Here is a 22389-nt window from a genome sequence, read left to right on the forward strand (position 1 = left end):
ATTTGTAGCACGAGGAAAAGTAGATTAACGAGTTGCTTCGTACGCAGCGATCTTATCTTCATACTGCAAGGTGATTCCGATATCATCGAGGCCATTCAGCAGGCAGTAACGACGATAGGAGTCTACCTCGAACGGGTAGGAGAGACCTTCACTGTCTCGGACGACTTGTTCCTGCAGATCAACGGTCAGCTCGTAATTCGGCTTGCTTTGGGCACGATTGAATAGCTCATCTACCTGTTCTTCGCTCAGCTTGATCGGCAGGATGCCGTTTTTAAAGCAGTTGTTGTAAAAAATGTCCGCAAAGGATGGCGCAATGACACAACGGAAGCCGTAGTCAAGGAGAGCCCAAGGCGCATGCTCACGGGAGGAGCCGCAGCCAAAATTGTTGCGGGCAAGAAGGACAGTAGACTCCTTGTATTCAGGCGTGTTCAGAATAAACGAATCGATTGGCGAACCATCGACGGTAAAGCGCCATTCATAGAACAGGAATTGGCCAAACCCACTGCGCTCAATACGCTTCAAGAATTGCTTCGGGATAATTGCGTCTGTATCTACGTTTACACGATCGAGTGGAGCTACCACTCCGGTGTGGATGACAAATGGATTCATTGGAATACCTCCTTGCTAGCGTTCTCGCTTTTCCATTCACGCACGTCTACGAAGTGACCTGCAATAGCAGCAGCAGCAGCCATTTCCGGGCTAACCAGATGCGTGCGACCGCCGCGTCCTTGACGTCCTTCGAAGTTCCGGTTGGAGGTAGAAGCACAACGCTCACCCTCAGAGAGGATATCCGGGTTCATCGCCAGACACATAGAGCAACCCGATTCGCGCCAGTCGAAGCCAGCTTCCTGGAAGACGAGGTGCAAGCCTTCTTGTTCAGCGAGCTGTTTGACGGCTTGAGAGCCTGGAACCACCATTGCGTGTACGGAAGGGGAGACTTTGCGGCCTTTTGCCACTTCCGCCGCTTTGCGCAAGTCTTCGATCCGACCGTTCGTACAGGAGCCGATAAACACACGATCGATTTTAATTTCATTCATTGGGGTACCTGGTGCCAGGTCCATATACGCCAGCGCATCTTGTGCCGCTTTGCGTTGTGCTGTTGTCTCGAAAGATTCAGGGTCTGGAACGGTACTCGTAATGTTTGTCCCCATGCCAGGGCTCGTTCCCCACGTGACTTGTGGAGCGATTTGGGTCGCGTCGATTTCTACACAGGTATCATACGCAGCGCCTTCGTCCGTGCACAGCTCTTTCCATGCCTCGACAGCTGCAAGGAAATCTTCGCCTTGTGGGACGTAGCGCTTACCTTTTAAGTAGTCAAAAGTGGTCTGGTCAGGAGCGATCAAGCCAGCACGAGCGCCGCCCTCAATCGTCATATTGCACACAGTCATGCGCTCTTCCATGGTCAGATTACGTATAGCAGCGCCTGTGTACTCTACTACATAGCCAGTTGCAAAGTCAGTTCCGTATTTTGCGATAATCGCCAAAATTAAATCTTTTGCACTGACACCGAAGGGCAGGTCACCGTTCACGCGTACTTCCATCGTTTTTGGCTTCTGTTGTTGCAAGCATTGGGTTGCCAGTACATGTTCCACTTCACTGGTACCAATACCGAATGCCAGGGCACCGAATGCACCGTGAGTGGACGTATGGCTGTCACCACAAACGATTGTTTTTCCAGGATGCGTGAGACCGAGCTCTGGACCGATTACGTGAACAATCCCTTGATCAGGGCTGTTCAGGTCAGCGAGTGTAATCCCGAATTCTTGACAGTTTTCAGTCAAGGTCTCCATCTGCTGGCGAGAAATCGGGTCTTTCACGTTAAAGCGGTCAGCAGTCGGTACGTTGTGATCCATAGTAGCGAAGGTCAGCTCTGGACGGCGTACTTTGCGACCAGCCAAGCGGAGTCCTTCGAACGCTTGCGGTGAAGTCACCTCGTGAACCAGGTGAAGGTCGATATACAAAAGGCTCGGCTTGCCAGCCTCTTCGTGAATCGCGTGATTGTCCCAAATCTTTTCAAACATCGTACGGGCTTTCATCATGATTTCCTCCTTCGTACAAAAAAAACTCTTAACAAGGTTGTAACATGGCAAAGAGAATAGTTCAAAGATATAATAATTATAAGAAGGATAGTTTTTGCCTATCGGGAGGTTATTATGGAGTTACGACAAATTCGTTATGTGCTCGCTGTTGCAGAGGAACGCAGTTTCTCCCGGGCAGCCAATCGATTACATTTGGCCCAACCGTCATTAAGCCAACAAATTGCGAAGCTGGAGAAAATACTGGGTGTGAGCTTGTTTCATCGCTTGCCGCAGCACGTAGAGCTGACAGATGCGGGCCAGCGCTTCGTACAGGTGGCGCAAACGCTCGTCGATATGTCAGAAGGACTAGAGAGGGAAATGCGCGCGTACGCCGTAGGAGAAAGCGGCAAATTGCTAGTAGGTAGCCTACCGATTACAGGAGCGTATGTGCTGCCACGGGTGTTGCCTACGTTTACGCAACAATTTCCCGGCGTCGAGCTGCAATTGATGGAGGAAACGTCGAGTCATTTGGAGCAGCTGCTCGTTCGAGGAAAAATTGATGTGAGCCTGTTAACCATGCCCATCAGCGAACCGACACTTACCATTATTCCCGCGATCAATGAAGAAATCTTTTTGGCTGTACCATCCAATCATCCGCTCGCCAAACGAAAGGAAGTAGATCTCGCAGAGGTAGCCGATCAGCCTTTTATTCTATTAAAAGAAGGGCAAGGCTTCCGTACAATATCGCTTCGGCTCTGTGAGCAGGCAGGGTTCCGGCCCCGAATCGTTTTCGAGAGCACCAACATCCAGACAGTTCAGTCTCTTGTTGCTGCAGGGATGGGGCTGTCATTTGCTCCGAAAATGATTACACTTGCACCTGGAACGATTGAGCCGCCAACTTATGTGCGGATCAAAACAAAACCGTCTCGAACACTCGTCGTGGCGTATCGAAAGGACAAACCACTGTCACGCCCGGCAGAGGCGTTTGTTCAATGTTTGATCGAGCAGGGTGGAAAAATATAGAGTGATTTCCCACGCCTGTGGTACACTATTTCCAAATCATTCTGGGAGGAAGATAACATGAGAGAAATTAAGACAGAAGCAGAATTCGAGCAAGTGATTGCAGCAACCAAGCCAGTCATCGTTAAATTCTTTACCGATTGGTGCCCAGATTGCCACCGCATCGATCCTTTCATGCCTGCAGTGGAGGAAAAGTACAAAGATCAGCTCGATATGGTAGCTGTCAATCGTGATACACTCCCGGATCTGTCCCAAAAGTATGATGTCTTCGGGATTCCGAGCTTTATTGCGTTCCATAATGGAAAAGAACTGATTCGCTTTGTCAGCAAGCTGGGAAAAAGTCGTGAGGAGATCGAGCATTTCCTAGACCGTGCCATTCAAGTGAGTAAAGGACTCGAGCAAGCGTAATTGCGCGAACATATAACAGGGAGATAGACAGAAATGTTATTCATGAAAAAAGAAGGCGAATGGCTCGTCGCTCTCTTGCGAGACAAAGACGATGCCATTCCGATTGGGAACCTGCTGCGAGAAGAGTGGAAGCTGCCTCGCAAGCAGGTCCATCTTTTATTTCAATACAAGGAAGTACTGCTTGATGGTGCACCTGTCGCGCAGCACACTCTCGGAAAAGCAGGACAGGAAATTCGCCTGCGGATGTGCAAGCCTGAACCATTGGGACTCGATCCAGTGAGTGAAGCCCCGGATATTTTATATGAGGATGATCATTTGCTCATCGTGAATAAGCCGGTGGGTCTTCTGCTGCATCCGACTGAACGATATCATCATGTGACATTGGATCATCTTGTTTCGGGACATTTTTTCCGAACGGGCTTGGAAGCAAAAGTTCGCCATGTACATCGACTGGATCAGGATACCTCAGGAGTCGTGTTGTACGCGAAGCATGCCTGGGCTTCTGCCCTTTTAGATGAAATGCTGCGCGAGCGTACAATTAAACGTACATATGTCGCGTTTGTTTCGGGACAAATGTCCAAGGATCGTGGGAAAATCAATGAGCCCATTGGTAAAGATCGGAATCATGGGACGCGCAGAAGGGTCTCACCAAACGGAGATCCAGCGATTACCCATTACCAGGTCAAAGAGCGCTATCCGACAGCTACGAAAGTAGAATGCCAATTGGAGACGGGGAGAACGCATCAAATTCGCGTTCACTTTAGTCATATAGGGCACCCGCTCTTGGGGGACGAGCTGTATGGCGGCAAGCGCGAACTCATCAAGAGACAAGCGCTCCACGCTGAAGTACTGAAGTTCGAGCATCCATTCGGGGGAGAAGTCATTGAGGTGACGGCCCCGTTGCCACTCGATTTGTTTCACTTGGAAAAAAAGCTGCGGTAAGCGCCATTTGACTACGGGCTGAATAAACTGCCAAGGAGGAAACGAGAGAGGGTGGTCCTAGTGAAACGACCCATCATCGGCATCTTGACTTGGCGGGAAGGCAAAAGATTTGCCGAGCCGACCTATTTTCGGCGATTACTCAAGGCTGGACAAGAACTGGGCTGTACCGTTTTCCTATTTTCACCAAGCGATGTGCTGGGATCAGGCAAGCAGGTAAGAGGGTATGTACGGGGGAGCAATGGAGGGTGGCAAGCACGGATTTTTGACCGTCCAGACGCTGTATTTGACCGATACCGTTATACACCTACGCAGGCGTTTAAGAATTACGTGGCATTCCGGCGTACGAGCAATTTTTTGTACGCCAACAACCGACTGGCTAATAAATGGCGCGTGCATGAGGTGCTGCATCGCGACCCCAGAATGCATCGCTGGCTACCAGAGACCCATCTGTATAATCGGCAAAGCCTGGTCAAAATGCTGGGCAAACATCCATTACTGTACGTGAAGCCACTAAATGGGACGGGCGGACGAAACATCTTGTCCATTGAAAAACGTGGTGAAGAGCTTCGGCTGCTCGGCCGTGACAAGCAAAGGGCGAAGGTCCAGGCGGTATTGAAGGAAATATCCTCGGCGCAGCGTTGGGTAGATCGTTGGACGAGACGGGAGAAGTACATCGTACAGCAAGGTCTGCGTCTTCAGCTGGTTCCCTCGCGTGCAGTAGACATGCGTCTTTTGATTCAGAAGAACGGGGAAGGCGAGTGGAGCATTACGGGTCATGGTATCCGCGTAGGTCCAGAGCGTAGTGCAACCTCCAATCTGCATGGCGGCGGTAAGGCTATCCCTGTTGCTGTGTTTCTTCGACCGAGATTTGGGGAAGATCGAACTGCGCAGATCGTGCGCGACTGTGAACAGCTTGCTTATCAAACAGCGGAAACGCTAGAGGATCATTTTGGGCGCATGGTTGAATTTGGGCTGGATATTGGAATCGATGTAGAAGGGCGTGCTTGGCTGATTGAAGTGAATCCCAAACCGGCAAGGGAAATATTCCGGGAAATGGGAGCAACCGAGCAGTACAAGAACGCCGTAACTCGCCCGCTTGAATACGCCATCTACCTTGCCAAAACACAAGGACGCGAAGGACGGGAGCCACTGTTGAAAAGGAAGGTCGCTAGAGGATAATGCAGAAGGTGAACAGCGGCAGTCAGGGACATCGTCTGAGTCCTCGACTGCCGCTGTTTTTGCTAAGACTGAATGGAAAGCGGTAATTGCAATTGGCTCGGAATGTCAGGGGAGAAGTCGGGGGTGTGGACGACAGAAAAAGAGTATCCCTCCCGGACAAACGTAAGCTCATGGTCATCCGAATGAAATAAGACATTGCTCTTTTCAAAGCGCCTCCGCATTTTTTGCAGAAATGTTTTATCCGATGTTCCAAATGTGACATGCATTTTCGGTGGCAACGCTTTCATTGCGATGGGAATCCAGGGTCTATTTTTCCAGGTGGCTACGATATGTGCCGTTCCACCCATGACGAAGTTAAAAATGTCACCATCCTCGATTGTTTTCAAGCCGATATTCGATTTGAGCCATTGCGTAAAAACAGGTACACTTTCAACTGGGCAGCCAACTTCTCGTAAATACATAATGTGAAGAGGAGTGGACGGCTCCATGACATTTTCTAACACATAATCATGGGCAATGATCTCAAGCAGATTCCCGTCTCCATCTCGGAAATATAAGTTCAACCGCTGTTTCTCCTGATCTATGTCATGACCATCTTCCCATTGAACGATTAGAAGACCAGATTCCTTGATCTTTTTTGCCGATTCATAAAATAAAGTATACGGCACCTGAAATGCAATATGAGCGGGGGAGATGGGCTCATAGGCTTCTTCAAAGGCTAATTGAAAATGCGGTGTGACCTGGAAGGTGATTTGTTTGTTGGATTGAAACGAAATGGGAAAGCCAAGCCGATCAGCATAAACCTGCTGTACTCCTTGGATGGAAACAGTTTGTAAGGTCAATTTGGAAAAATGTGTAATCATCTGGCATCACCTTTCCTCAAAAATGGTGAACCTTAAAAAGGTAACATAATATAAATTATGTATACTCAAATGGATAGCACTGTTTCTAGACCATATTCTCAAATATCTTGAGAGAGTCGAACCATATCTATGACCTGAATGCCGTTTTCGTAAATCTCTTCCTCGTAGTGCCGCAAGAAAAAATCACGATCAATCCAAGTCATGCGAAAGCCACACTTTTGATAAAGGGCGAGCTGACCCACACTAGAGTTCCCCGTGCCGACCTCGATCGTTTTGTAACCGAGAGATTTGGCTATCTCAATAGCGTGCAGCACGAGCTTTTTGCCGAAGCCCTTCCCTTGGTGTGCTTCATCAACTGCGACATTGACCAGTTCAATCGTATCTGGTCGAGTAGGGATCAAGACATAGACGCCTACGATGCTCTCCTCCAAAACAGCAACAAAGCAGCGACCTCTTTGTAAATACTCTTCCACTAATCTTACGGAAGGGTCTGCTGCTAACAATAATTCCATAGGTGGCTGTTCTTGTTCTGCGAGCTTGCGAATTTCCATTGCTGTTTCTCCTCCGATACATGAGTGTTTATTAGCGAGTGGTTACCGGTTTTGGCAGGGGTTCTGTGTCATAGCGGACAATCCGGTTATTTTCGTAGGTGAATAAATGCTGACAAGGCTCTTCTTTTTCCAGCATGTATGGCAAAAACATCGGAAGATTTTCTGGTACGCCAGCATTTTCCGGGTCCAAGATCCATGCTAGCTCTTTCCAGTCGAGTATGCCTTCTTCCACTACCTGAGGAGTGAGTGAACGTTCCCAGTCATCTGGAAGATAAGTAAGAAATGCATATATACCGCCAGTGTGATTACCATCGACTACCCAAGAGACAATTCCTTTGTAGCAAGCGGTTTCCAGGCGAATCCCGGTTTCTTCCCGAATCTCGCGAAGGACGCTGGCCAGAGGCGTCTCATTTGGCTCTAGCTTTCCACCTACGCCATTCCATAGCCCCATCAACGGTGATTTATTGCGATTCAGCATGAGCATTCCATTTCTATGTTTGAGAAAGCATATGGTATAGCGAAACATGTTATCACATTCCTTTTTTGGTACGGTGGTCTTTTTCAACATGATCATTGTATCAAATGCGTTCCTGCTACAGTTATTTTTGTTTGTTTTTAAATCGAAGTTTCGTAATATTTCGTTATAATGATAGGGATGAGTGGAACTAAGAAGAGGGGGTCTCGTTCAAGATGGTACACAATGAAAAAGTGGAAGGGTTACGAATCGAGGAATGGAAAACAAGATATCCACTCCTGCACAAAATGATGGAGATGGATGAAGTGTTCTGGACGAACCCCAGCTATGACGAGATCGCAAAAGTTACCTTTTCAGTTACGCCGGAGGAGGTCAAGGATGCAGAAGAACGCTTGCGGCGTTTTGGCTCCTTTATTCAAGAGGCTTTTCCCGAGACGAGAGAAGCGGGTGGCTTGATCGAGTCACCAATTGTTCTGATCAATAAGATGAAAAACTACATGGGGTCTCGCTATGAGCTGGATATTCCGGGCGATCTATGGCTAAAGTGCGACAGCCACTTGCCTATCGCTGGTTCCATCAAAGCAAGGGGTGGTATCTACGAGGTGCTGGCGCATGCAGAAGAATTGGCCCGAAAGCATCACATGCTGCAGCCGGACAGTGATTATTCGCTCTTTGCTTCAGACGAGTTTCGGGAGCTGTTTTCCCGTTATTCCATTGCGGTAGGCTCAACAGGCAATCTCGGCTTGAGCATCGGGATTATTAGCGCGAAGCTCGGTTTTCAAGTCACTGTCCACATGTCAGCGGACGCCAAAGCGTGGAAAAAGGACTTGTTACGGGAAAAAGGGGTCCAAGTTGTTGAATACTTATCGGATTACGGAAAAGCAGTGGAAGAGGGCAGGAAGCAGGCAGAAGCAGATCCGAACTGCTATTTCATCGATGATGAGAACTCCAAGCGTTTATTCCTCGGCTATGCTGTAGCAGCCAAGCGATTGAAAAAACAGCTAGAAGAACAGCAAATTACCGTTGATGAAGACCACCCTCTGTTTGTCTATCTTCCATGCGGCGTTGGTGGAGGACCTGGCGGAGTTGCGTATGGCTTGAAGCTCGTCTACGGTGACAATGTCCATTGCTTTTTTGCGGAACCAACGCATTCTCCGTGCATGCTGCTCGGCTTAATGACTGGGCTGCATGATCGGGTATCCGTTCAAGATTTCGGCATCGACAACAAGACAGAGGCGGATGGTCTGGCAGTTGGTCGTCCTTCCCGTTTTGTAGGAAAACGGATGGAGGACCTGCTGAGTGGCGTGTTTACAGTGGCTGACGAGGAGCTATACGCCTTGTTGCGTGCGCTGCGTGATCACGAATCCATTCGATTGGAGCCATCTGCATTGGCTGGCATGCCAGGACCTGTTCGATTGTTTCAGCAAGAGGCAGGACGTTACTATTTGGAAAAGCAAGGTCTAACGGAAAAAATGCAAAAGGCAACCCACATTGTATGGGCGACTGGTGGAAGTATGGTGCCGGAGAACATCCAGGAAGTGTACTATGCGAAAGGTCTGGAAACCCAAGGAAAATAAAGAGGTGCAACCTCTCTCAATACGACTGAGTCAGATTTTATGATGTGGATGGAAAACTTGAAAGCATCAGTCATTTGCAAACAAGAGACGCTTCAGCTTTTGTTTGCATACCCAACGCTGACCAAAAAGTTTGCTCTCTTGTATTTGGTTCCCGTTTTCAGGATACATAATAAAAGTTATGTAAACAAATAAAGGTTTAGTTGTCCTACTTAGCAACCGGAGCGGGGAGGAGAACGATGGGCAAGGGAAGCATCTATAAAAGCGAAGAAGGAAAAAGAAAGATCGCACAGCACTATGAGGCTTACATCGATTTATTAAACTTCGAAGTGGAACGAAACTATGTCGAGACAAGCTTTGGAAAAACCCACGTACTTGTCGCGGGGCCAGTAGTGGGCAAGCCATTGATTATATTTCAAGGTGGAAATTGCATCAATCCGATGACACTATCGTGGTTCTCATCATTGTTGGAAAAGTATCGCGTGTATGCACCGGATACGCTCGGGCATCCTGGATTCAGTGATGAGACCAGGATGTCAGGGCAGGATGATAGTTTCGCTCGCTGGACCCTGGAACTGATGGATCATTTCGGTATTCAACGATGTGCGTTTGTCGGTCCATCCTTTGGTGGAGGTATCATTCTAAGGCTCGCTTCGTATATGCCGCAAAAGATTGACTGTTCGATATTGGTATCCCCAGCGGGAATGCGGCTTGGTTCGAAGGTAAAGATGATCAAGGAAATATTGCTTCCTCTATTGTTGTTCAATGCCACTTCGAAAGAAAAACATGTAGATTACATTACGGGCATCATGTCTGATCATCACATGAAAAAAGTAGACCAACAGATTATAGCCGATATCTTTAGGCATGTTAAACTTGAACACGATATGCCAAAATTGACCGAGAAGAAGGAATTGATGCAATACCATGCGCCAACCCTCGTTATCGCTGGAAAAAAGGATGTTTTTTTCCCTGAAAGCCGCTTGAGGGAAGCTGTGAAAGAACTACTCTCTAACCAAACTTTCACAGCCTTTGATATGGGACATTTTCCCGATGAGGAACATCTACGACTCATAAACGTTGAGATGAAACAATTTCTAGAAGCTCATTACGATTAAGCTCAAGTATTCATCGCAACTACGAAAAGCCCGATTTATTCACCGGGCTTTTCGTAGCTGGAATCCATGTTCTTCTTTAAATAATAGTGGGTAAATCCACCGGCGTTTTGAATCTCACCGCAACTCTAACCAGTTCCAGCAAATTTCTCCTACGATTCCACCAAAGATTTGCCCTTCAGCGTTCTTCAAATACAGATTTACTTCTTGGTACCTGCCTTTTAAGTGATCAGGAAAATGCATGTAATTAAACGCAATCATCTTCTCTTTTACATAGGCTTTATCAGCCAGGTTTGCTTGGGCACATATGGACAGATTCATGGTTAGTTCCCTTCCTTTAAGAAAGAGTCTTCTGTGTCTTGAAAATAATAAACGTCGGCCTTCTTACTTCAGAAATTTGATGGGGCTGCAAAAGTAATCCTTCTGGTGTGCAGGTTGGCTCGATGATCTCTTGTAAGGTAAGCCCTGCTTGAATTAACGTGTTGACGGCAGTAGACATGGAACGATGATAAAAAAGTGCCTTTCTCCCGTTGACCATGTTCATTTCTCGTTCTCCATCCTCCAAGTAATTATCCAAAGGCCAAAAATGCTTATTGCCTGCCTTATCACGCACCCAGCCTTCAACCTCTTTGCGGGCGGTGATATGCGGATGCAGCGTGGAGTATACGAAATGCCCTCCGTTGCGCAGGGCACGACTTATCTTTTTGACCACATGCTCATAGTCACGTACATAGTCCATGACGAGGGAGCTGGTAATGAGGTCGTATTCGTTGTCCGCAAGCTCAATGTCCTCCAATGAACCTTGGAGGTATTGAATGTTCTCATGGCTGTTATTGGTCTGCGCATACGCAAGCATGTTGTGGGAGAGGTCGACTCCCGTCACTTCACACGCTCCTTGTTCTACACAGTACCTGGCAAATTGTCCGCCGCCACATCCCAGGTCGAGAACACGCAAGCCTTTTAGAGAGGGGAGGCACGCACGAAAAGCAGGCTGTTCGATAATGTCATTCTCGGATTCACCGGACAGACGGATTTTTTGATAGTCCTTGTAAAAATCCGTTTGATCATATAGATTTTGTTTCATCGAGTACCACCCGTTTCCATTATTTTGTCGGATTCCTATTATGGATAAAAAATGAATATTATGTCAAGATTCGTTTAAAAGGATTGAAAATGAGAGCAGGAGTTTGCCTTTTGAACGAGAATAAGTGAGAGACCACCCATTTCCGCGATTCCGTCCGCTTTGCTGTGACGGTTTTTTGCTGTAAGAAGATTAGGTTTCGGTATTTTTTGGCGAGACTGAAATCGAAGGAGGGATAAACGTGGACCAAATACTTCAACTGATCAAAGACTACTGGCCGATTGCGCTAGGTATCATAGTCGTTATCATTGCAGCCCAATGGATGGTACGAAGCATCATTCGGATCATCTCGCTTGTTGCTATTATCGGTGTTGTGCTCGTGTTGTTTTTCCAATTCAGCCCTGAAGAAGTGATCCAGATGGGACGTCAAGCAGCCGTGGCTACTCAGGAAGTAATCGACAAGACGATTACGCCGGTACTAGACAAAGAGCTAAAGGATGCCGATATTTCGTTTCAGCCGGATGGCACCTATGAAGTGAAGACGACTAGCATTCGTATCGTGGGCAAAAAGGGAGAGACCAAAGCAACGGTCTATTACAAGGATAATGAATGGGAAGTCGATATCGGTCAAATGAGCAAGCTGTTCCAGGACCGACTCGGCAAAGCGGAGCAAGAAACCAATACAATGTAAGCAGAGAAAAACGCATGGGCCAAAATGGTCTCATGCGTTTTTTGCTGGGTAGGCGAGGACTTCTCTTACCCATGTATCAAGCAGATGCTGATATTCTTCTCTCGTTTTAATTCCCGGAGCAGAGGCAACCTGTTTTTCGAGGGGGAGGGTGAGTAGCTTATCAGCGAATCTCCCGTCTATTTCTTCTTCATATTCGAATGTCAGGTATACGACATCTTCTAAAGAGCGGTAGGACGTAACGCGATACTCGATACCATCAAGCGTCGTTTCCAAGTGACCGTGACGATAGTGACATAGGATGAACGTGAAGTTTAACCTGCTTATGATCTCTAAAAATCTGTTCAAATACGCGGGTTCTACCATGACACCTGTCATCTGCATCGAGTAAGGGAGTGGATCATAAAACCGACGGATGTGGTATTCTGGGACAATTTCTACAAACTGCTGCTGTCTTTCTGGACTGGCTCTTTCATAGTAATTGTTGAATTTGCGAACGATTTTGTTTAGGTGTTTGTAGGGGATAGCTGTTCCAAGAAGCAGAAAGTAGTATCGATCCATCATTTGGTTCCTTTCTTCCTACGCTATCGGCATATTCGGTGGAACACGCAGACGACTGGCTTGCTCATATGCATAGGCCAAGCGAATGAGAGTCGGTTCCTGGAAAGCGAGTCCGGTTAGCATGATGCCAAATGGCTTGCCAGTTGATGTATAGCCAGCAGGGACGGTTATCGATGGGTACCCAGCTTTTGCTGGAATCGAGTAGCCAGTGCTGCCGGGGAACAACAGGGCATCAAGCTCGTGTTCCTTCATGACAGCATCAAGGCCTTGTTTCTGTGACATTTCCAAATCGAACAGGCGATTAGCCAGATACTCCGGCTCTGTCAGCGTACCACTTGTTTGCTCGGATTCTTCCAGCAACTCTTGCCCATAGAGAAGGGCTTGTTCCTCATTTGCCCGATTAAAAGCAATGACATCCTGTAAGGAGCGGATCGGGTAGGAGGCTGGTAAGGTTTTTAAGTACGCATTTACACCAACCTTGAATTCATGCACCAGAACATGTCTGTCCCACTCGGCATTTTCTGTGGGAATGGTGACGGAATCTATCACAGTTGCGCCAGCCTCTTTGAGCTTTTCAATAGCTGCTTCATACAAGGAGATTTCTTCGCCTACACACTCAGCCAAAAAACTGGAGCGTACAACGCCGATGCGCGCATCCCTCAATCCATTTACATCGAGGAAGGGGAGGTAATCAGTATGTGCCAGACCCTCGCTTTTCCCGGTGACGGGATCATTCGTATCTACACCAGTAAGGGCTCCAAGTAAAATAGCGGCATCTGTCACGGTACGCGTCATCGGTCCAGCTGTGTCTTGGCTGTGAGAAATCGGGATGATGCCCGAGCGGCTGATTAAGCCTACAGTAGGCTTGATCCCGACGAGCGAGTTCTGTTCCGCTGGATGGAGAATGGACCCGGAAGTCTCTGTACCGACAGCGACGACGGCAAATCCCGCGGCAATCGCTGCAGCTGATCCAGAACTAGAACCGCCTACATCGAATACACCAGGACCGTATGGGTTCAATACTTGTCCACCGCGCGAGCTGTAGCCATCGGGCATGTCATTGGAGACGAAGTTTGCCCATTCGGTTAGATTCGTTTTCCCTAAAATGACAGCACCAGCTTCTCGAAGTCTTGTCGCGATGAATGAATCCGCAGAGGCAAACGAATCCGCTAAGGCAAGAGCACCGGCAGACGTGTGCATTTTGTCTGATGTGGCAATGTTATCCTTGATCAGTACGGGAATACCGTGGAGAGGCCCGCGACTGCCTGACACAGCTCGCTCCCGATCCAGCGACTCTGCAATCGCTATCGCATCTGGATTCAGCTCACAAATGGCATTGATTCGAATTCCTTGTTTATCGTAGGTGGCAATCCGCTGTAAAAAGGCGAGAGTCAGTTCACGTGAGGTCGTAGTTCCATTCGTCATTGCAGCTTGCCATTCGAGAATGCTCGTTTCATGAATCAAAGACATAAGTAATCTCCTTTTTTGAATGATTTGATTTTTATTATATTACCAAATTCAGGGAGAGGAGAGAAGGAGGGTATGCTCTTGACTAATAAAAACAAGCTGACTCTACGAGAGAATCAGCTTGTTAGTCCTGTATAAGGTTATGCGTTCGATCCAGCAGCCTGCAGCTTCGCTTTTTCTTCCGCTTCTACGTAACGGTTGCGAGGATGCTCGCGGCATTCATCGGAGCAAGAACGCTTGAATTTTGTTTCGCATTCTGGGCAGCAGAAGTGCTGCTTGTTGCAGAATGGGTTTGCGCAGTTGAGATAGCGGTCCTCAACAGTACCGCAGTAATGGCAGCGTCCAATCACGACATCTTCTTCTGTATGGTTGATCGGCACGGAGATGCGCTCGTCAAACACGTAGCATTTTCCATCCCACAGGCGACCTTTGACTTCCGGATCTTTTCCATAGGTCACAATTCCGCCCTCAAGATGGTAAACATTTTCAAAGCCTTGTTGCAGCAGTATACCTGTCAGCTTTTCGCAACGAATACCGCCCGTGCAGTAGGTGAGGACTTTTTTATCCTTGAACTGGCTCATGTTTTCACGAATCCACTCTGGGAACTCACGGGATGAATCCACTTCAGGGCGAATCGCACCACGGAAATGTCCCAAATCGTATTCGTAGTAGTTGCGACCGTCGAGGATCACGACGTCTTCTTCCTGCATCATTTCGTACCATTCTTTTGGTTTCAGATAGGTACCGACTAGTTCGTTCGGATTCACATCTTCTTCCAAACGCCAGGTTACGAGCTCCTGTTTCGGGCGCACAAACATTTTTTTGAACGCATGCTCTTCCGACTCATCTATTTTAAACCACATATCACTAAAACGTGGATCTTTTCGCATATATTCCATGTAGGCGTCGGTTTGTTCAATCGTACCGGATACGGTTCCATTAATGCCTTCCGGAGCTACGATAATTCGCCCTTTCAGCCCGTTATCCTTGCAAAATTGCAAGTGCTCGGCTGCGTACTCCTCATAATTTTCAATAGGAGTATACTTGTAATACAACAAAATGCGATATGGTTTTTGTACTTGCAAGGTACAATTCCACCTTTCTTTTCAATTGTGATTTTAGATGCAACGGTGATTATATCACATTCCAATGTTAAAAGCGCTGAAAAAGAAAGGGATTTGTGAGGTTTCTATGAAAAATGGTGCTTCTTGCTGGATGTAGTCGCATCCTGTACACTATGATAGGAATTCAGTTGACAGGCTATAGAGGAGAGACATCTACATGAACATGACAAATGAACGCCTGGTTACACAGGTGAAAATTAAAAAGCTCCACCAAGACGCAGTGATCCCAGCGTACGCGAGAGCAATGGACGCGGGCTTCGACCTGGTAGCGGTAGAGGATACTTTGATTGCACCTGGACAATCTGCAAAAGTTCCAACGGGCTTGGCTTTCGCGCTTCCAGAGGGATTCGAATTGCAAGTACGCCCACGCTCTGGGATTAGTGCAAAAACGAAGCTGCGTTTGTCCAATGCACCCGGAACAGTTGATGCAGGTTACCGCGGAGAAGTATGTGTACTGATCGACAACATTCGTACGGCTTCCGGAAAAAGCGGCAAGGTTTGTCTGGGCGCAAGCGAAAACGAGGTTGCTGTTGAACAAGAGGTTGATGCACACAGCTACCTGATCAAAAAAGGGGACCGAATTGCACAAGGCGTGATTGCAATCGTTCCTGTCGCACAATTTGAGGTTGTAGATGAGCTCGATGAAACAGAAAGAGGAGCAGGCGGCTTCGGAAGCAGCGGTATTAAGAGCTAATTTTTCGTGATCGAATAGGCAAGACCCCTGACAAGTCAGGGGTCATTGTTTTGTGTACTTCCTTATCCTTTCGTGGATAAAAACTGGTCAATGCGGGAAAGGTCTTCATCCGTAAGCGATCGTCCATCAGCTTTGACAAATACGCAAGGTCCATAGACCCAGTCTAAATAACCGTCTGATGTTATGGGAAAATTGTTAGCTTGTACCCCGCGAGCATCTTCATTTACCACAAGGGAGATACCCTCCAGGTGGTCATCTTCCACTACTTCATAATCACCACCCACCAGCTCATGTAATTCATCCGTCTCGGCAATTTCTCGAACAACTGCATGTTCATGCGGCAGCTTTACGTATACAGTAGTCAAGCGCAATCACTCCTTCTGTCACCCATCATAACGTATAACCGATGAATTGTGCGATAGGGGAACGGATGCTTGCAGGAGTGTTGGTTATCCTATGGTTGAGAATGTAAGTTAGGGCCCACTTTTTGATACTTTCAGCCTGAGGGGACATGCTGATGAATTTCGTGAACGGAAAACTGTATTGGCCAGAAACATTGCCAGCCCCACCTCGATACCCCTCTCTAACGGAGGACGTAAAGTGCGATGTCGTGATCATTGGCGGCGGTGAGGCGGGTGCACTCGTATCCTATTATCTGAAGCAGCATGATGTGGATGTTATCCTTGTAGAAAAAGGCCGGGTGAGTGGCGGCAGCAGCAGCGCCAACACTGGTTTGCTGCAAATATTCAACGATAAAACGTTGACCGGTTGTATTCATTCATTTGGTGAGCAAAAAGGGGTTCGCTTTTACGAGTTGACTAGGCAAGCTGTTGACGAATTGGAAAAAATCTCTGGTGCATTAGAGCTATCCCCGGATTACATAAGGCGTGACTGCTTGTATTACGCCAGTGAACCTACAGATGCTGAGACCTTGCGGACGGAGTATCAGTTATTGAAGAAACACGGATTTCCAGTCACGTATTTCGAGCGAGCAGATGTGGAGAAGCAATTCTCGTTTTCCAAGGCAGGGGCTATTTATTCCAAGGGAGATGCGGAGATCAATCCGTACAAGTTTGCTAATGGTGTTATTGCTCATTCCGTGAGAAAAGGCATGCGAGTATTTGAAAACACGGAGGTCGTTCATCAAAAAGTGCAGGACGATGGACTCTTGGTCTATACCAAAGGTGGTCACACAATAAAATGCAGGCACGCAGTGTTTGCCACTGGATACGAAGCACAGTCCATGAAGCGCAATGCCAATGCCGTGATTTCGAGCTCCTTTTCAATCGTGACCAATCGAGTCGATGCACTAATCGGCTGGCCAAAAGCATGCTTAATTTGGGAAACAGCCCGTCCCTATTTGTATATCCGCACGTGTCCGGAAGGAAGAATCATAGTCGGTGGATTGGATGAGCCATTAAATGACCTGAAAAAAAGTGACGCTTCCAGTCTGATGAAGCGGGATCAATTGCTGGCAAAGATTCAAGAGTTATTTCCGCAAATTCCAATGCGGGCTGAGTATTATTGGGGTGCGACTTTTGTTGGGACGCATGACGGATTACCTCTTTTTGGCGAACAGGAGGGCTATCCTCACTGCTTGTTCACGCTTGGATACGGAGGAAACGGAACCGTCTATTCCACGATCGGTGGACAGATTATCAGTGATCTGATCATCAAAGGAAACCATCCAGACGCTAATCTTTTTGCATTTGACAGAATGAAGTATGCCAGTACCACCATCTAATCAAATAAACAGGAGAAACGGACCAGAATAATAGCTGGTCCGTTTCTTTCATGAGTACTGATCGCCTCCATCCCAAAATAAGTTATGTGGAGAGGAGGTGAATGAAAATGGCGGTTCGTTTCTTAAAAATTGCCGCGTTTTATTTCCTGGTGGCTGTCGTCTTGGGACTCATCATGGGCATTACGAAAAATTTCGCATACACATCTGTACACGTCCATCTTAACTTGCTCGGATGGGTTTCGATGGCCATTATGGGACTGATTTATTACCTTTATCCACACGCAGCGAATACGAAGCTGGCATCCTGTCATTTCTGGTTGCATAACATCTTCTTGCCGGTCATGCAAGGCTCTTTGTTCTTCATGATTTTGTTGGGCCAAGAGTCCTTGGTGATCGGGGTGATAGTCGGTTCGATCGGACTCGTTGTAGGCATCCTGTTGTATGTGATTAATTTATGGAAACAAATTCAATAGTACTGGATTACATGAGGGCTTTCCCAACAATGGGAAGGCTTATTTTTTTTGAAAAAGGGAGAACAAGCGAGCCCAAATTTGCTGGGTGGGCAAGTAACATTTGAACGTGGCCTACCTGCCCAGCATAGGGTAGATGGAAATATCGTTGACAGGAATAAAAAGGCAGGTATAATCTTCAATAACAGAGTATTCCGAGTAAAATACTATAGATTAAAAGAGGAGTGAGGGTGAGCTGTATGAAAACCACGAAAGGCAAGGTCCACACAATCCTGCAACGCGTAGGAATCTTTGCTTTGGCAGCTGCTATGGCAGGCTGCTCGGCTGCTGCACCAACAGAAACAGGTAATGGAGCAGCGGGCAGCAGCTCAACGGTAGAGCTACTCAATGTTTCCTACGATCCGACGCGTGAGTTTTACCAAGATATCAACAAGGAATTTGCCTTAGAGTGGCAACAAAAGACTGGTCAAACGGTGAATATTAAGCAATCACATGGCGGTTCAGGCAAGCAATCCCGCTCCGTCATCGATGGTTTGGAAGCAGATGTAGTCACCCTTGCCCTCGCTTATGATATTGATGCCATTGCCGAACGTGGCCTAATACCTGCCGATTGGCAAAAGAAGCTCGCAGATAACAGCTCGCCGTACACCTCCACCATTGTGTTTCTCGTGCGGAAAGGCAATCCGAAGCAAATCAAAGATTGGGATGATTTGATCAAGCCTGGTATTTCCGTCATTACACCGAATCCGAAAACGTCAGGAGGGGCCAGATGGAATTACTTGGCTGCCTGGGGCTATGCACTTAAGACAAATGGGGGAGATGAAGCGAAGGCACAGGAATTCGTATCGCAATTGTTTAAAAACGTACCCGTCCTCGATTCTGGAGCGCGTGGCTCGACCACTACTTTTGTCGAGCGTGGCATCGGGGATGTGCTGATTGCGTGGGAAAATGAAGCGTATCTCGCTGTAAATGAATTAGGAAAAGACAAGTTTGAGATCGTGAATCCATCCATAAGCATGTTGGCTGAACCTCCTGTTACCATCGTCAACAAATACACAGAGAAGCACAAGACGAAAGAAGTCGCAGAAGCTTACCTTCAGTTCCTGTATACCAAAAAAGGTCAAGAGCTCGCAGCCAAGCATTACTACCGCCCTCGTTCGCAGGAAGTGCTCCAAGCACATACACCCGCATTTCCTGAAATCAAAATGTTTACCATCGATGAGTTGTTTGGCGGTTGGACCAAAGCACAAAAGACCCATTTTGCTGATCAAGGCGTCTTCGATCAACTTTATAAACCATAGACCTACATTTTCCTCAGAGGAGTTACCTTCATGAGAAAATCACTGAGCAACAGAGGGTTTTTGCCAGGCTTTGGCATGACCATGGGCTATACAATCGTCTACCTGAGTCTTCTGGTGCTGATCCCTCTGTCTGTCTTGTTTTTAAAGGCTTCGACCATGAGCTTGGATCATTTCATTGGGACGATCATGGATACGCGGGTCCTTGCTTCCATTCGTGTGAGTATTATGACTTCTTTTTTTGCGGCTTGTGTCAATGCGGTGTTCGGTGTCTTGGTAGCATGGGTCTTGGTTCGCTATCAGTTTGTAGGGAAGCGGATCATTGACGGCATTGTTGATCTGCCATTTGCTTTGCCTACCGCTGTAGGCGGGATTGCCCTGACTTCTATCTACGCGGAAAATGGCTGGATCGGGCAGTACCTGGCGGAGTGGGGGATCAAGGTAGCGTACACCCCCATTGGTATATGGGTTGCACTAACGTTCATCGGTCTTCCGTTTGTCGTCAGAACCGTCCAGCCTGTCCTGCAAGATTGGGATATGCAAATGGAAGAAGCGGCTGCTACGTTGGGAGCTACTCGATGGAATACATTTTGGCGTGTGGTTCTGCCTCATCTGCTACCGGCAATCATTACGGGCTTTGCGCTCGCGTTTGCCAGAGCACTTGGAGAGTATGGCTCCGTCGTTTTCATCTCTGGAAACATGCCGTTGAAGACGGAAATTGTACCGCTCTTGATTATGACCAAGCTGGAGCAGTTTGACTATGCGGGTGCTACGGCAATTGCAACGGTCATGCTAGTGGCCTCCTTTGTCATGCTTCTGGTTATCAACTACTTGCAATGGAAAATTAATAAATTCGATGCGGCCCGTTAGGAGGTATCACGTATGAAGCATTTGACGGAGCCGGCCTATATCCGATGGACACTAATTATCGTGGCCTTGCTCTTCCTCGGCTTGTTTTTGATCCTGCCGCTTGTTGCTGTATTTACAGAAGCGTTTCGGCAAGGGGCAGAAGTGTTCATGGCGTCCATTACAGATGAGGAGACGTTATCCGCTGTCAAACTCACCTTGCTTGTCGCTGCCATTAGCGTGCCGCTGAATGTGACGTTCGGGATCGCGGCTGCGTGGGCCATTGCCAAGTTTTCGTTCCCGGGTAAAAATGTGCTGCTTACCTTGATAGACTTGCCATTTGCCGTGTCTCCAGTAATTGCGGGCCTCATCTTTGTTCTCTTGTTTGGGAGTCAAGGTGTGGCGGCGCCCTTGCTTGCGGTATGGGATTTGAAAATTATTTTTGCGGTTCCGGGTATTGTGCTCGCGACGACCTTTGTTACCTTTCCCTTCGTCGCTCGCGAATTGATTCCGGTCATGGAAGCGCAGGGGAGGGACGAAGAGGAAGCGGCAGTCTCGCTCGGGGCAAGCGGTTGGAAAACATTTTTACGCGTCACGTTGCCAAACGTAAAATGGGGGCTGCTGTACGGGGTCATTTTGTGTAATGCCCGCGCGATGGGTGAGTTCGGAGCGGTATCCGTCGTTTCCGGTCATATCCGTGGCATGACCAATACACTCCCGTTGCATGTGGAGATTCTCTACAACGAATATCAATTCGCTGCTGCCTTTGCGGTAGCCACCTTGCTTGCCGCCTTAGCATTGGTGACACTCATTCTGAAAAGCTTGATCGAATGGAAGACCGAGCGGCAAGAAAAGCTGGATGAGGAACAACACTACGACGTGTCAGGAGAGAGAGCCGGATGAGTATCGAGGTAGTGAACATTACGAAGTCGTACAAAAGCTTTACGGCGCTGAAAAATGTGAACCTGCAAATCCCGGAAGGCGAGCTCGTAGCTCTTCTCGGGCCTTCTGGATCGGGAAAGACGACGCTCTTGCGTCTCATCGCTGGACTCGAGCAACCGCAGGAGGGGAGCATCCTCTTTCACGGAGAGGATAATACGAACCGCGATGTACGCGAACGGCAGGTTGGTTTTGTTTTTCAGCATTACGCTCTGTTTCGGCATATGAATATTTTTGACAACATTGCGTTTGGGCTGTCAGTGCGATCCCGCAAAACGCGACCGAGTAAGGAAGAAATTCGTGAAAAGGTTCATTCGCTGTTGAAGCTCGTTCAGCTAGATGGTCTGGCACATCGCTATCCTTCTCAGCTATCGGGTGGACAGCGCCAGCGTGTTGCATTGGCGAGAGCGTTGGCTGTTGAACCAAAATTTTTGCTGTTGGATGAACCGTTTGGCGCTTTGGATACGAAAGTGAGGCAGGAGCTGCGTCGTTGGCTCCGTCATCTTCACGCGAAGCTCGGCCTGACCATCTTGTTCGTGACGCACGATCAGGAAGAAGCGATGGAGTTGGCTGATCAGGTCGTCGTGATGAATGAAGGGCGAGTCGAACAGGTTGGCTCGCCCGAAGAAATCTATCATCATCCGGCAAATCCGTTCGTCTACAGCTTTTTGGGGCGGGTGAATCTGTTTCACGGACGAATCCAAAATGGCAAAATCAAGCTGGGTGAGGCGGAGTTCGAGACAGATTGGAAGGATAAAGCGGTGGAGGCTCCTGCTGTAGGATACATGCGGCCTCATGACGTAGAGATTTCGTTACGTCCGCCGGAGGGTACATCTGCCAGATCCGTTCAAGCCCAGATCAACCATATTTCACTCTTGGGTCCGATCGTTCGCCTAGACCTGAAGCGTTTAGACACAGATGAGGTGTTCGAGGCCGAGATGAGCAGGCAGCGGTTTATGGAATTGAATGTAGAAGAGCAAAGTACCGTTTATGTGACCTTACACAATGTTTCGATCTATGTGGAGTCACAGCCTCTCCAGACACATACTCCTGCACTCATTCCGTTGCAGGTAAGTGTTTGATTATAACGATCGCAAATAAACCGGTCTGCATAGGTTGCAGGCCGGTTTTTGAGTGACGTTGACAGTTTACTCACCACGTTGCTTTGAACGTGTCTGTTCTTTGCTGATTGTGTTGGAAGTCCTTGTTTGTGACGGGTTTTCTTTCTTTCCCATCTCATTTTTGACACCATTGTGCTTGGACAATTCTTACGCCTCCTTCCCACTGGATTGCCCTGGTAGTTTTCCCTGCCAAAATCAATTTCATGAATCA

The 22389-nt window shown here is 47.8% G+C and carries 25 protein-coding genes; 14 read left to right on the forward strand and 11 right to left on the reverse strand.

All coding sequences use genetic code 11. From position 1 onward, the window contains the following. Nucleotides 1–24 precede the first annotated feature (24 nt). Together leuD and leuC are read right to left on the reverse strand one after the other, a co-directional pair. The gene (leuD, locus tag AB1L17_RS13030; protein WP_412845264.1) at nucleotides 25–609 is read right to left on the reverse strand and encodes a 3-isopropylmalate dehydratase small subunit; all 585 of its coding nucleotides are present in this window, start codon (nucleotides 607–609) and stop codon (nucleotides 25–27) included. Further along, the gene (gene leuC / locus AB1L17_RS13035) at nucleotides 606–2036 is read right to left on the reverse strand and encodes a 3-isopropylmalate dehydratase large subunit (protein ID WP_412845367.1); all 1431 of its coding nucleotides are present in this window, start codon (nucleotides 2034–2036) and stop codon (nucleotides 606–608) included. The genes leuD and leuC overlap by 4 nt, the downstream gene beginning before the upstream one ends. Before the next feature lie 117 nt (nucleotides 2037–2153). On the opposite strand from leuC, the gene AB1L17_RS13040 reads away from it, so the two are divergent. From AB1L17_RS13040 to AB1L17_RS13055, 4 genes are read left to right on the forward strand one after another with little or no spacing between them, the layout of a single operon-like run. Then, entirely contained in the window at nucleotides 2154–3041 is an 888-nt protein-coding gene (locus tag AB1L17_RS13040) for a LysR family transcriptional regulator (protein WP_412845265.1), read from the forward strand. Nucleotides 3042–3098: 57 nt separating this feature from the next. Then, entirely contained in the window at nucleotides 3099–3446 is a 348-nt protein-coding gene (locus tag AB1L17_RS13045; RefSeq protein ID WP_412845266.1) for a thioredoxin family protein, read from the forward strand. Between the two features lie 33 nt (nucleotides 3447–3479). Continuing rightward, nucleotides 3480–4388 (forward strand): RluA family pseudouridine synthase, encoded by a 909-nt coding sequence (locus AB1L17_RS13050; protein WP_412845267.1) that lies wholly within the window; start codon nucleotides 3480–3482, stop codon nucleotides 4386–4388. Nucleotides 4389–4448: 60 nt separating this feature from the next. Next, a complete protein-coding gene (locus AB1L17_RS13055; protein ID WP_412845268.1) occupies nucleotides 4449–5567 on the forward strand; it encodes a YheC/YheD family endospore coat-associated protein in 1119 nt (372 codons plus the stop codon). A 62-nt stretch (nucleotides 5568–5629) separates the two neighbouring features. Here the strand turns inward: AB1L17_RS13055 and AB1L17_RS13060 are convergent, their stop codons facing one another. The 3 genes from AB1L17_RS13060 to AB1L17_RS13070 all read right to left on the reverse strand — a co-directional run bounded on the left by AB1L17_RS13060 (nucleotide 5630) and on the right by AB1L17_RS13070 (nucleotide 7507). Continuing rightward, a complete protein-coding gene (locus AB1L17_RS13060) occupies nucleotides 5630–6430 on the reverse strand; it encodes a VOC family protein (protein WP_412845269.1) in 801 nt (266 codons plus the stop codon). A gap of 98 nt (nucleotides 6431–6528) precedes the next feature. Then, complete coding sequence (locus AB1L17_RS13065; RefSeq protein ID WP_412845270.1) at nucleotides 6529–6981, reverse strand: GNAT family N-acetyltransferase; 453 nt, start codon at nucleotides 6979–6981, stop codon at nucleotides 6529–6531. Between the two features lie 31 nt (nucleotides 6982–7012). Further along, on the reverse strand, nucleotides 7013–7507 hold the full coding sequence (locus AB1L17_RS13070; RefSeq protein WP_412845271.1) for an NUDIX hydrolase: 495 nt from the start codon (nucleotides 7505–7507) through the stop codon (nucleotides 7013–7015). A 164-nt stretch (nucleotides 7508–7671) separates the two neighbouring features. Between AB1L17_RS13070 and dsdA the strand changes: the two genes are divergently transcribed. Next, complete coding sequence (gene dsdA, locus AB1L17_RS13075) at nucleotides 7672–9033, forward strand: D-serine ammonia-lyase (RefSeq protein WP_412845272.1); 1362 nt, start codon at nucleotides 7672–7674, stop codon at nucleotides 9031–9033. 236 nt (nucleotides 9034–9269) lie between these two features. Next, the gene (locus AB1L17_RS13080) at nucleotides 9270–10148 is read left to right on the forward strand and encodes an alpha/beta fold hydrolase (RefSeq protein ID WP_412845273.1); all 879 of its coding nucleotides are present in this window, start codon (nucleotides 9270–9272) and stop codon (nucleotides 10146–10148) included. 114 nt (nucleotides 10149–10262) lie between these two features. Here the strand turns inward: AB1L17_RS13080 and AB1L17_RS13085 are convergent, their stop codons facing one another. Then, a complete protein-coding gene (locus AB1L17_RS13085) occupies nucleotides 10263–10466 on the reverse strand; it encodes a hypothetical protein (protein WP_412845274.1) in 204 nt (67 codons plus the stop codon). A gap of 16 nt (nucleotides 10467–10482) precedes the next feature. Beyond that, nucleotides 10483–11229 (reverse strand): class I SAM-dependent methyltransferase, encoded by a 747-nt coding sequence (locus tag AB1L17_RS13090; protein WP_412845275.1) that lies wholly within the window; start codon nucleotides 11227–11229, stop codon nucleotides 10483–10485. 238 nt (nucleotides 11230–11467) lie between these two features. Here AB1L17_RS13090 and AB1L17_RS13095 point away from each other — a divergent pair, with 238 nt between their 5' ends. Further along, a complete protein-coding gene (locus AB1L17_RS13095; RefSeq protein WP_412845276.1) occupies nucleotides 11468–11917 on the forward strand; it encodes a hypothetical protein in 450 nt (149 codons plus the stop codon). Between the two features lie 30 nt (nucleotides 11918–11947). Here AB1L17_RS13095 and AB1L17_RS13100 read toward each other — a convergent pair whose 3' ends face one another. From AB1L17_RS13100 to trhO, 3 genes are all read right to left on the reverse strand, one after another. Continuing rightward, nucleotides 11948–12478, reverse strand: coding sequence for a hypothetical protein (locus tag AB1L17_RS13100; RefSeq protein WP_412845277.1), 531 nt, complete (start codon nucleotides 12476–12478; stop codon nucleotides 11948–11950). Between the two features lie 15 nt (nucleotides 12479–12493). Next, nucleotides 12494–13945, reverse strand: coding sequence for an amidase family protein (locus AB1L17_RS13105; protein ID WP_412845278.1), 1452 nt, complete (start codon nucleotides 13943–13945; stop codon nucleotides 12494–12496). Between the two features lie 137 nt (nucleotides 13946–14082). Continuing rightward, nucleotides 14083–15027 (reverse strand): oxygen-dependent tRNA uridine(34) hydroxylase TrhO, encoded by a 945-nt coding sequence (gene trhO / locus AB1L17_RS13110; RefSeq protein WP_412845279.1) that lies wholly within the window; start codon nucleotides 15025–15027, stop codon nucleotides 14083–14085. A gap of 196 nt (nucleotides 15028–15223) precedes the next feature. Here trhO and dut point away from each other — a divergent pair, with 196 nt between their 5' ends. Then, the gene (dut, locus tag AB1L17_RS13115) at nucleotides 15224–15760 is read left to right on the forward strand and encodes a dUTP diphosphatase (RefSeq protein WP_412845280.1); all 537 of its coding nucleotides are present in this window, start codon (nucleotides 15224–15226) and stop codon (nucleotides 15758–15760) included. Nucleotides 15761–15822: 62 nt separating this feature from the next. Here the strand turns inward: dut and AB1L17_RS13120 are convergent, their stop codons facing one another. Continuing rightward, on the reverse strand, nucleotides 15823–16125 hold the full coding sequence (locus AB1L17_RS13120) for a DUF3846 domain-containing protein (protein WP_412845281.1): 303 nt from the start codon (nucleotides 16123–16125) through the stop codon (nucleotides 15823–15825). Between the two features lie 152 nt (nucleotides 16126–16277). On the opposite strand from AB1L17_RS13120, the gene AB1L17_RS13125 reads away from it, so the two are divergent. The 6 genes from AB1L17_RS13125 (at nucleotide 16278) to AB1L17_RS13150 (ending at nucleotide 22139) form a co-directional block, all read left to right on the forward strand. Next, a complete protein-coding gene (locus AB1L17_RS13125) occupies nucleotides 16278–17504 on the forward strand; it encodes an NAD(P)/FAD-dependent oxidoreductase (protein ID WP_412845282.1) in 1227 nt (408 codons plus the stop codon). A gap of 107 nt (nucleotides 17505–17611) precedes the next feature. Beyond that, nucleotides 17612–17977, forward strand: coding sequence for a cytochrome-c oxidase (locus AB1L17_RS13130; RefSeq protein WP_412845283.1), 366 nt, complete (start codon nucleotides 17612–17614; stop codon nucleotides 17975–17977). A gap of 236 nt (nucleotides 17978–18213) precedes the next feature. Beyond that, complete coding sequence (locus AB1L17_RS13135; RefSeq protein ID WP_412845284.1) at nucleotides 18214–19275, forward strand: sulfate ABC transporter substrate-binding protein; 1062 nt, start codon at nucleotides 18214–18216, stop codon at nucleotides 19273–19275. A 30-nt stretch (nucleotides 19276–19305) separates the two neighbouring features. Beyond that, complete coding sequence (gene cysT / locus AB1L17_RS13140) at nucleotides 19306–20142, forward strand: sulfate ABC transporter permease subunit CysT (RefSeq protein WP_412845285.1); 837 nt, start codon at nucleotides 19306–19308, stop codon at nucleotides 20140–20142. Nucleotides 20143–20154: 12 nt separating this feature from the next. After that, nucleotides 20155–21021: a sulfate ABC transporter permease subunit CysW gene (gene cysW, locus AB1L17_RS13145; protein ID WP_412845286.1), complete on the forward strand. Its 867-nt coding sequence runs from the start codon at nucleotides 20155–20157 to the stop codon at nucleotides 21019–21021. Beyond that, entirely contained in the window at nucleotides 21018–22139 is a 1122-nt protein-coding gene (locus tag AB1L17_RS13150; protein ID WP_412845287.1) for a sulfate/molybdate ABC transporter ATP-binding protein, read from the forward strand. The genes cysW and AB1L17_RS13150 overlap by 4 nt, the downstream gene beginning before the upstream one ends. Nucleotides 22140–22389 lie beyond the last annotated feature (250 nt).

Source organism: Brevibacillus jepli, from assembly GCF_047229145.1.
In the GTDB taxonomy this organism is placed as follows: domain Bacteria; phylum Bacillota; class Bacilli; order Brevibacillales; family Brevibacillaceae; genus Brevibacillus.

Bases quoted from the DNA above. Each gene is read 5' to 3' on its own strand.
- leuD (WP_412845264.1), bottom strand. From the start codon at position 609: ATGAATCCATTTGTCATCCACACCGGAGTGGTAGCTCCACTCGATCGT.
- cysW (WP_412845286.1), top strand. From the start codon at position 20,155: ATGAAGCATTTGACGGAGCCGGCCTATATCCGATGGACACTAATTATC.
- AB1L17_RS13100 (WP_412845277.1), bottom strand. From the start codon at position 12,478: ATGATGGATCGATACTACTTTCTGCTTCTTGGAACAGCTATCCCCTAC.
- AB1L17_RS13050 (WP_412845267.1), top strand. From the start codon at position 3,480: ATGTTATTCATGAAAAAAGAAGGCGAATGGCTCGTCGCTCTCTTGCGA.
- AB1L17_RS13130 (WP_412845283.1), top strand. From the start codon at position 17,612: ATGGCGGTTCGTTTCTTAAAAATTGCCGCGTTTTATTTCCTGGTGGCT.
- AB1L17_RS13065 (WP_412845270.1), bottom strand. From the start codon at position 6,981: ATGGAAATTCGCAAGCTCGCAGAACAAGAACAGCCACCTATGGAATTA.
- AB1L17_RS13080 (WP_412845273.1), top strand. From the start codon at position 9,270: ATGGGCAAGGGAAGCATCTATAAAAGCGAAGAAGGAAAAAGAAAGATC.
- cysT (WP_412845285.1), top strand. From the start codon at position 19,306: ATGAGAAAATCACTGAGCAACAGAGGGTTTTTGCCAGGCTTTGGCATG.
- AB1L17_RS13070 (WP_412845271.1), bottom strand. From the start codon at position 7,507: ATGTTTCGCTATACCATATGCTTTCTCAAACATAGAAATGGAATGCTC.
- leuC (WP_412845367.1), bottom strand. From the start codon at position 2,036: ATGAAAGCCCGTACGATGTTTGAAAAGATTTGGGACAATCACGCGATT.
- AB1L17_RS13040 (WP_412845265.1), top strand. From the start codon at position 2,154: ATGGAGTTACGACAAATTCGTTATGTGCTCGCTGTTGCAGAGGAACGC.
- dut (WP_412845280.1), top strand. From the start codon at position 15,224: ATGAACATGACAAATGAACGCCTGGTTACACAGGTGAAAATTAAAAAG.
- AB1L17_RS13045 (WP_412845266.1), top strand. From the start codon at position 3,099: ATGAGAGAAATTAAGACAGAAGCAGAATTCGAGCAAGTGATTGCAGCA.
- AB1L17_RS13150 (WP_412845287.1), top strand. From the start codon at position 21,018: ATGAGTATCGAGGTAGTGAACATTACGAAGTCGTACAAAAGCTTTACG.
- dsdA (WP_412845272.1), top strand. From the start codon at position 7,672: ATGGTACACAATGAAAAAGTGGAAGGGTTACGAATCGAGGAATGGAAA.
- AB1L17_RS13090 (WP_412845275.1), bottom strand. From the start codon at position 11,229: ATGAAACAAAATCTATATGATCAAACGGATTTTTACAAGGACTATCAA.
- AB1L17_RS13125 (WP_412845282.1), top strand. From the start codon at position 16,278: ATGAATTTCGTGAACGGAAAACTGTATTGGCCAGAAACATTGCCAGCC.
- AB1L17_RS13085 (WP_412845274.1), bottom strand. From the start codon at position 10,466: ATGAATCTGTCCATATGTGCCCAAGCAAACCTGGCTGATAAAGCCTAT.
- AB1L17_RS13060 (WP_412845269.1), bottom strand. From the start codon at position 6,430: ATGATTACACATTTTTCCAAATTGACCTTACAAACTGTTTCCATCCAA.
- AB1L17_RS13105 (WP_412845278.1), bottom strand. From the start codon at position 13,945: ATGTCTTTGATTCATGAAACGAGCATTCTCGAATGGCAAGCTGCAATG.
- AB1L17_RS13135 (WP_412845284.1), top strand. From the start codon at position 18,214: ATGAAAACCACGAAAGGCAAGGTCCACACAATCCTGCAACGCGTAGGA.